Below are 8,277 nucleotides of genomic sequence, written 5' to 3' on the forward strand. Positions count from 1 at the left end.
GCCCGACGGCGGCGGCCCGCCGCCGGACTACTGTGAGCGGGCGGGCCGCAGCACCGGCGGTCCGCCCGACACGCAGGTGGGAGCCATGACCGACACCCTCGCCGACAGCCGTACCTCTCCCCGGGTCTTCACCGAGGGCGTGCCGGTCGTGGTGGAGGAGATCCGGCGCCGTCCGGCCGCCGAGCGGCAGCAGCTCCTGGACGACCCCGGCTTCGGTCGCTACTTCACCGACTCGATGTTCGTGGCGCGCTACCGCGTCGGTGAGGGCTGGTACGACGCCCGGCTGACCGCCTACGCGCCGCTGCAGATGGATCCGGCCACCGCCGCGCTGCACTACGCGCAGTCGATCTTCGAGGGCCTGAAGGCCTACGCCCAGCCCGACGGCAGCGTCGCGACCTTCCGCCCCGAGGCCAACGCCGCGCGCTTCGCCCGCGGCGCCCGCCGCCTGGCGATGCCGCCGGTGCCGGAGGAGGCCTTCCTGTCCGCCGTCGACGCCCTCGTCGACGCCGACCGGGACTGGGTGCCCACCGGCCCGGACCAGACCCTCTACCTGCGTCCCTACCAGCTGGCCACCGAGCCCTTCCTCGGTGTGCGGCCGGCCCACGAGTACCTGTTCCTCGTCATCGCCAGCCCGGCCGGGGCCTACTTCCCGCGCGGCGTGCACCCGGTGTCGGTGTACCTCTCCGAGGACTACATCCGGGCCGCCCCCGGGGGTACCGGCGACGTCAAGTGCGCCGGCAACTACGCCGCCAGCCTGCTGGCCCAGGAGCAGGCCATCGAGGCCGGCTGCGACCAGGTCGTGTGGCTCGATGCGCACGAGAAGCGCTGGGTCGAGGAGATGGGCGGGATGAACCTGTTCTTCGTCCTCGGCTCCGGCGCTGACGGCGGAGCCGCCGAACTCGTGACACCGGAGCTCACCGGCACCCTGCTGCCCGGCATCACCCGGGACTCGCTGATCACGGTGGCGCGCGAGCTCGGTCACCGGGTCACCGAGCGGAAGTTCAGCGTCGACGAGTGGCGGGCCGGCGTCGCCGACGGCACCGTCACCGAGACGTTCGCCTGCGGCACCGCCGCGGTCATCACGCCGGTGGGCGAGGTCAAGGCCCGCACCGGTGACTTCACCGTCGGCGACGGCAGCCCCGGTCCGCTGACGATGCGGCTGCGCGAGCACCTGCTCGACATCCAGCACGGCCGGGTGCCCGACACCCACGGCTGGCTGCACCGGGTCTCCTGAGGTGCTGCGCTGGCGCGGGCTCGACGCCGTCCCCGGTGATCTCGGCCGCACCGTCGTCACCATCGGCATGTACGACGGGGTGCACCGCGGTCACCAGAAGCTGATCGGCGCGGCGGTGGCGCGTGCCCGCTCGCTCGGCCGGCCGTGCCTGTTGCTGACGTTCGACCCGCACCCGGCCGAGGTCGTCCGGCCCGGGTCCCACCCGGCGATCCTCACCTCGCTGGACCGCAAGGCCGAGCTGGTCGAGCAGCTCGGGGTCGACGCGATGTGCGTGCTCCCGTTCACCCCCGACCTGATGCGGTTGTCGCCGGAGTCCTTCACGCACACCGTCCTCGCCTCGACCCTGCACGCCTCGCACGTCGTCGTCGGGCAGAACTTCACCTACGGGCACCGGGCCGCGGGGACGGTGGAGACGCTGACCGACGAGGGCCGGCGCTTCGGGTTCTCGGTCGAGGGGGTCGGGCTGGCCAGCCTGGCCGAGGAGGAGGAGCTCACCATCTCCTCCACCTACGTGCGGGCCTGCGTCGCGGCGGGGGACATGCAGTCGGCCTCGGCCGCGCTGGGCCGGCCGCACCGGGTCGACGGCGTCGTCGTCCGCGGGCACCGCCGGGGCCGCCAGATGGGGTACCCGACGGCCAACGTGGAGAGCGCCCCGTACACCGCGATCCCGGCCGACGGCGTGTACGTGGGGCACTTCGTGCTGCGCGACGTCGAGGGCGCCAGCGGCGCCCGGTTCCCCGCCGCCATCTCCGTCGGCACCAATCCCACCTTCGACGGCACCCGCCGCACCGTCGAGGCCCACCTCATCGACTGGGACGGCGACCTCTACGGCGAGCACTGCGGCGTCGAGTTCACCGCCCGGCTGCGCGGCCAGGTGCGCTTCACCGGGATGCCGGACCTCATCACGCAGATGGACCAGGACCTCGTCGACGCCCGCGCGATCCTGGGTATGGGGCCGCGCATCTGATCGTCGCGACGAGTGGGCCCCGGAGGGGTCCGCGAGGAGTGACGGGTGGGGCTCCGCGCAGGTCGGGGACGGCTCCTGGCCGCGGTGTCGTCCGGTCGGGCGACCATGTCATCGCGGTGCGGTCCGGAGGACCGCGTACGATGGGGCGTCAGGTCCAGGACCTGACGTGTGTCCACCTGCCCCCGTGATTCAGACCGGGGGCGCACACCTGCCCGCCGGGAGGCGACCGATGGCGCTCGAGAGCGCGATGAAGAAGCAGATCATGACCGAGTACGCCACGGTCGAGAACGACACCGGCTCCCCCGAGGTCCAGGTCGCGATGCTCACGCGTCGGATCAGCGATCTCACCGAGCACCTCAAGCAGCACAAGCACGACCACCACAGCCGGCGGGGTCTGCTCCTGCTGGTCGGCCGTCGTCGCCGGCTGCTGAACTACCTGGCGAAGACCGACATCAACCGGTACCGCTCGCTCATCGAGCGGCTGGGTCTGCGCCGCTAGCACGTCGAGGGGACCGTCCCGGTTCGGGACGGTCCCCTCGTCCGTGCGGCACCCGCCGCACGGACCCCGGCCTCCGGCCGATCCGGCCAGACGCGGTCCGGTCCTCGGTGGTGGCCCCCGGGCATGCCGTCCCCGTCACCGGGGAACGCACACCCGGGGGTTTCGATCGAAGACCGGTCGCCCCGGACGCAGTCGGCGCAGGGCGCCACACGAGGACATCCGGCGCGGGAGCGCCAATAGAGGACGTCGCCGCATGCGACGTAGGAAGAGGACAGCGTGTCCGCACCCACCACCAGCAGCAGCTTCGGCGCCAACAGCACGGCCGCCGAGTTCGACCCCGAGGACGGGGTCACCACCGCCACCGCGGTCATCGACAACGGCAGCTTCGGCAGCCGCAGCATCACCTTCGAGACCGGCCGGCTGGCCAAGCAGGCCGCCGGCTCCGTCGTCGTCACCATGGGCGACACCATGCTGCTGTCGGCCACCACGGCCGGGAAGCAGCCCAAGGAGCACTTCGACTTCTTCCCGCTGACGGTCGACGTCGAGGAGCGCATGTACGCGGCCGGGCGCATCCCCGGCTCGTTCTTCCGCCGCGAGGGCCGCCCGTCCGAGGACGCGATCCTCACCTGCCGCCTGATCGACCGGCCGCTGCGCCCGACCTTCGCCAAGGGCCTGCGCAACGAGGTCCAGGTCGTCATCACCGTCATGTCGCTGGACCCGGCGCACCTCTACGACGTGCTCGCCATCAACGGCGCGTCGGCCTCCACCCAGCTGTCGGGCCTCCCGTTCTCCGGCCCGGTCGGCGCCACCCGGGTCGCGCTGATCCGCGGTCAGTGGGTCGCCTTCCCGACGCACACGGAGCTCGAGGAGGCCGTGTTCGACATGGTCGTGGCCGGCCGGGTCCTGCCCGACGGCGACGTCGCGATCATGATGGTCGAGGCCGAGGCGACCGAGAAGACGATCGAGCTGGTCGCCGGCGGCGCCACCGCGCCGACCGAGGAGGTCGTGGCGCAGGGCCTCGAGGCCGCCAAGCCGTTCATCAAGGCGCTGTGCGACGCGCAGTCCGCGATGGCCGGGAAGGCCGCCAAGCCGGTCGCCGACTTCCCGCGCTTCCTGGAGTACTCCGACGACGTGTACGCCGCCGTCGAGGCCGAGGCCGCGGCGAAGCTCGCCGAGGTGCAGGCGATCGCCGGCAAGCAGGAGCGCGAGACCGCCACCGACGAGCTCAAGGAGGCCGTGAAGGCCGCCCTGGCCGACCGGTTCGAGGGCCGCGAGAAGGAGGTCTCGGCCGCCTTCCGCTCGGTCACCAAGAAGGTCGTCCGCCAGCGCATCCTGCGCGACAAGGTCCGCATCGACGGCCGCGGCGTCACCGACATCCGGCCGCTGTCGGCCGAGGTGGAGGTCGTCCCGCGGGTGCACGGCTCGGCGCTGTTCGAGCGTGGCGAGACCCAGATCCTGGGGATCACCACGCTGAACATGCTCCGCATGGAGCAGCAGCTGGACACGCTGTCGCCCGAGACGCGCAAGCGGTACATGCACAACTACAACTTCCCGCCGTACTCCACCGGCGAGACCGGTCGGGTGGGCTCGCCCAAGCGTCGCGAGATCGGCCACGGCGCGCTCGCCGAGCGGGCGCTGCTGCCGGTGCTGCCCGACCGCGAGGAGTTCCCCTACGCGATCCGGCAGGTGTCCGAGGCGCTGGGCTCCAACGGCTCGACGTCCATGGGCTCGGTCTGCGCCTCCACCCTGGCGCTGCTCAACGCCGGCGTCCCGCTCAAGGCGCCGGTCGCCGGCATCGCGATGGGCCTGGTCTCCGACGAGGTCGACGGCACGACCGAGTACGTCGCGCTGACCGACATCCTCGGCGCCGAGGACGCCTTCGGTGACATGGACTTCAAGGTCGCCGGCACCAAGGAGTTCGTGACGGCCCTGCAGCTGGACACGAAGCTCGACGGCATCCCCTCCGACGTCCTCGCCGGTGCGCTGACCCAGGCCCGCGCGGCCCGGCTGCACATCCTCGACGTCATGGGCGAGGCCATCGACGGCCCCGACGAGATGAGCCCGTACGCGCCGCGGGTCACCACGGTGCGCATCCCGGTCGACAAGATCGGCGCGGTCATCGGCCCCAAGGGCCAGATGATCAACGCGATCCAGGACGAGACCGGTGCGGACATCACCATCGAGGACGACGGCACCATCTACGTCGGCGCCTCCGACGGCCCCTCGGCCCAGGCCGCGGTGGACCGGATCAACGCCATCGCCAACCCGCAGATGCCCAAGGTCGGCGAGCGGTTCCTCGGCACGGTCGTCAAGACGACCCCCTTCGGCGCCTTCGTCTCCCTGCTCCCGGGCAAGGACGGGCTGGTGCACATCAGCAAGCTCGGTGGCGGCAAGCGGATCGGCAAGGTCGAGGACGTGGTGAACGTCGGCGACAAGCTGCAGGTCGAGATCAGCGACATCGACGCCCGCGGCAAGATCAGCCTGGTCCCGGTGGCGGCCGAGGGCGAGGGTGACGGCGCCGGCGACGCGGCCGAGGCCGCTCCTGCCGAGGCCGCGCCGCAGGACGCGTGAGCGCGGGGCGCATGCCTGCCGAGCACGTAGCGACCCCCGGGGCCGGGACCGACGCAGCCGCGTCGGCCCCGGCCCCGGCCGGGTTCACGGAGGTGCTGGACGTCGACGACGTCGGCGGCCGGGTCGAGCGCACCCGCCTGCCCAGCGGCCTGCGGGTGCTCACCGAGACCATGCCCGGGGTGCTCTCGGCGACCGTCGGGATCTGGGTGGGCGTCGGCTCGTGCGACGAGACCGATGCCCTGGCCGGCTCCTCGCACTTCCTGGAGCACCTCCTCTTCAAGGGCACCCGGACCCGGTCGGCGCTGGAGATCGCCACGGCGATGGACGCGGTGGGCGGTGAGATGAACGCCTTCACCGCCAAGGAGCACACCTGCTACTACGCCAACGTGCTCGCCAGCGACCTCCCGCTGGCCGTGGAGATCCTCGGTGACCTGGTCAGCGACGCGCTCAACACCGCCGACGACCTCGAGAGCGAGCGCACGGTCGTCCTCGAGGAGATCGCCATGCGCGACGACGAGCCGGCCGACGCGGTGCACGACCTGTTCGCCGAGACGCTGTTCGGCGGATCCGCGCTGGGCCGCTCGGTGCTGGGGACGGTCGAGTCGATCGAGTCGCTGACCCGCGACGACGTCGACGGCTGGTATCGCAGCCGCTACGCCGTCCCCTCGATCGTCGTGACCGCCGCCGGACGCGTGACCCACGAGCAGGTGCTCGAGCTGGTGCACCGTGCATTCGGCGAGCGGCTGACCGCCCGTTCCGCGCCGGCACCGTTGCGGACGGGGGAGGACGCCGTCCTCGACCGGCCGGCGCGCTCCGCGGGCCTCATCCGCCGGCGCACCGAGCAGACCCACCTGCTCCTGGGCAGCGTGGGCATCGGCCGGCACGACGAGCGCCGGCACGCCGCCGCGGTCCTGGAGACCGCGGTCGGCGGCGGCATGAGCTCCCGGCTGTTCCAGGAGATCCGGGAGAAGCGCGGCCTGGTCTACAGCGTCGGGTCGGCGCTGACCCACTACGCGGGCACCGGCGCGTTCTCGGTGTACGCGGGCTGCTCGCCCAAGCGCGTGCCCGAGGTCCTGCGGCTGGTCCGCGAGGAGCTGGCGCGGGTGGCCGCCGACGGGCTCACCGAGGAGGAGGTCGCCCGCGGCCGCGGTCAGCTGCGCGGCGGGCTGGTCCTGGGGCTGGAGGACACCGGCTCGCGGATGACCCGGCTCGGCAAGAGCGAGCTCTCGCACGGGGAGTACGTGCCCGTGCGCGAGGTGCTGGCCCGGATCGACGCGGTGGGCCCCGAACAGGTCTGCACCGTCGCCACGGACCTGCTGACCCGGCCTACGTGCCTGGCGGTCGTCGGTCCCTACCGCGAGTCCGACCTCGACCGGCTCTGATGACCCGTTCCGCCCTGGCCGTCCACGGGACGCTGTCCCGCGGCGTCCTCGCCGTCACGTTCCTGGTGTCCCTCGCGGTGCTGTTCACCCCGGGTGACGACGTCCCCCCGGCGTTCTTCGGCGTGGACAAGGTGGTCCACGTCGTGCTGTTCGCCGCGCTGGCGGTGGCCGGGCGCTGGGCGGGGGTCCCGGCACGGCTGCTCGCGCTCCTGCTGACGGGCTACGCGCTGGTGAGCGAGGTCGTGCAGGCCCTGGCCCCGCTGGACCGGTCCGGCTCCGTCGGCGACTGGCTCGCCGACGTGCTCGGGGTGGCGCTCGGGCTCCTGGCCTGGGCGGGCATCGCGCGCGGCCGAGCGTCCCGGTAGGCGGACGGCGTCTTGCGTCTCGCGCGGCCGACGGGAAACCTGAGCCGGTGACCACCGCCTCTCCCGCCGCCGGCCCGCAGCAACCCAGCACCGGAGCAGGCGAGTCGCCCCTGGTCTCGGTGGGCGTGCTCGGCGCGCGCGGGCGGATGGGCGCCCAGGTGGTCAAGGCCGTGAACGCCGCGGACGACATGGAGCTCGTCGCCATGGTCGACGCGGGGGACTGGCTGTTCAACGTCGCCGATGCCGGCGCCCAGGTGGTCGTCGACTTCACCCGGCCCGACGTCGTCATGGACAACATCCGCTTCTGCATCGACCAGGACATCCACTGCGTGGTGGGGACGACGGGCTTCGACCAGGAACGGCTGGACACCGTGCGCGGCTGGCTGGAGCCCAAGCCCGAGCTCGGGGTGGTGATCGCCCCCAACTTCGGCATCGGCGCCGTCCTGCTGATGCGCTTCGCGCAGGAGGCCGCCCGCTTCTTCCCCTCCACCGAGATCGTGGAGCTGCACCACCCGAACAAGGTGGACGCGCCGTCCGGGACGGCGGTCCGGACCGCCCGCCTGGTGGCCGACGCGCGGCGCGCCGCAGGGATGCCCGCCTCGCCGGACGCGACCTCGGACTCCCTCGCCGGTGCCCGTGGCGCCGACGTCGACGGTGTCCACGTGCACGCGGTGCGCCTCACCGGACTGGTCGCCCACCAGGAAGTGCTGATGGGCGCCGAGGGGGAGACCCTGACGCTGCGCCACGACTCCTACGACCGGGCGTCCTTCATGCCGGGCGTGCTGCTCGCCGTCCGGGAGGTGCGCCGGCGGCCGGGTCTGACCGTCGGCATCGAGGGCTTCCTGGGCCTCTGAACCGGGCTTCCCCGCCTCAGCAGCGCACCGGCGCCGTCCCGCGAACCCGGGCGGGGACCCCCTGCGTGCAGACCCGCTGAGAGGCGTGTATGCTTCTCCATGTCGCCAGCGCGGCCCGAGAGGGCCGCGGAGCGGAGCGAAGACCCCCCGGGGTCGCGCCCCTCCCGGACTGGCGTACAGTGGGACAAGCCGCAGTTGACGAGGGCCCCGCACAGGGGTCTGGTTCTTCGCGCGTCCGTTCCTTGAGAACTCAACAGCGTGCCGAAAGTCAGTGCCAAGTAATACCCCGTGCACTGTTCTGCTCTTTGTGGGTGGGATGGTGCTGGGATTCCTTTGGTTGATGATGTCGCGAGTGTCAGCTCGCGGTTCTCGGCCATGTATCGAATTCATCTACGGAGAGTTTGA

Annotated in this window: 7 protein-coding genes; all 7 read left to right on the forward strand. The window is 72.4% G+C overall.

All coding sequences use genetic code 11. The annotated features are described in order from the left end of the window. Positions 1 to 1,234 (forward strand): branched-chain amino acid aminotransferase (locus ACK586_RS16215; protein ID WP_409331524.1); only part of this gene is annotated, 1,234 nt, incomplete at its 5' end. A gap of 1 nt (position 1,235) precedes the next feature. Continuing rightward, positions 1,236 to 2,201 carry a bifunctional riboflavin kinase/FAD synthetase gene (locus ACK586_RS16220; protein WP_409331525.1) on the forward strand — a complete coding sequence of 322 codons (966 nt, stop codon included), beginning with the start codon at positions 1,236 to 1,238 and terminating at the stop codon, positions 2,199 to 2,201. A gap of 229 nt (positions 2,202 to 2,430) precedes the next feature. Continuing rightward, positions 2,431 to 2,700, forward strand: a complete 270-nt coding sequence (gene rpsO, locus ACK586_RS16225) for a 30S ribosomal protein S15 (RefSeq protein WP_409331526.1) — start codon at positions 2,431 to 2,433, stop codon at positions 2,698 to 2,700. Positions 2,701 to 2,976: 276 nt separating this feature from the next. After that, complete coding sequence (locus ACK586_RS16230; protein ID WP_409331527.1) at positions 2,977 to 5,271, forward strand: polyribonucleotide nucleotidyltransferase; 2,295 nt, start codon at positions 2,977 to 2,979, stop codon at positions 5,269 to 5,271. Between the two features lie 11 nt (positions 5,272 to 5,282). Continuing rightward, a complete protein-coding gene (locus tag ACK586_RS16235) occupies positions 5,283 to 6,653 on the forward strand; it encodes a M16 family metallopeptidase (protein WP_409331528.1) in 1,371 nt (456 codons plus the stop codon). After that, positions 6,653 to 7,018, forward strand: coding sequence for a VanZ family protein (locus ACK586_RS16240; protein WP_409331529.1), 366 nt, complete (start codon positions 6,653 to 6,655; stop codon positions 7,016 to 7,018). Before ACK586_RS16235 ends, ACK586_RS16240 begins: the two co-directional genes overlap by 1 nt. Positions 7,019 to 7,065: 47 nt before the next feature. Further along, positions 7,066 to 7,872, forward strand: coding sequence for a 4-hydroxy-tetrahydrodipicolinate reductase (dapB, locus tag ACK586_RS16245; protein WP_409331530.1), 807 nt, complete (start codon positions 7,066 to 7,068; stop codon positions 7,870 to 7,872). Positions 7,873 to 8,277 lie beyond the last annotated feature (405 nt).

It is taken from the genome of Trujillonella humicola, from assembly GCF_046233715.1.
In the GTDB taxonomy this organism is placed as follows: Bacteria; Actinomycetota; Actinomycetes; order Mycobacteriales; family Geodermatophilaceae; genus Trujillonella; species Trujillonella humicola.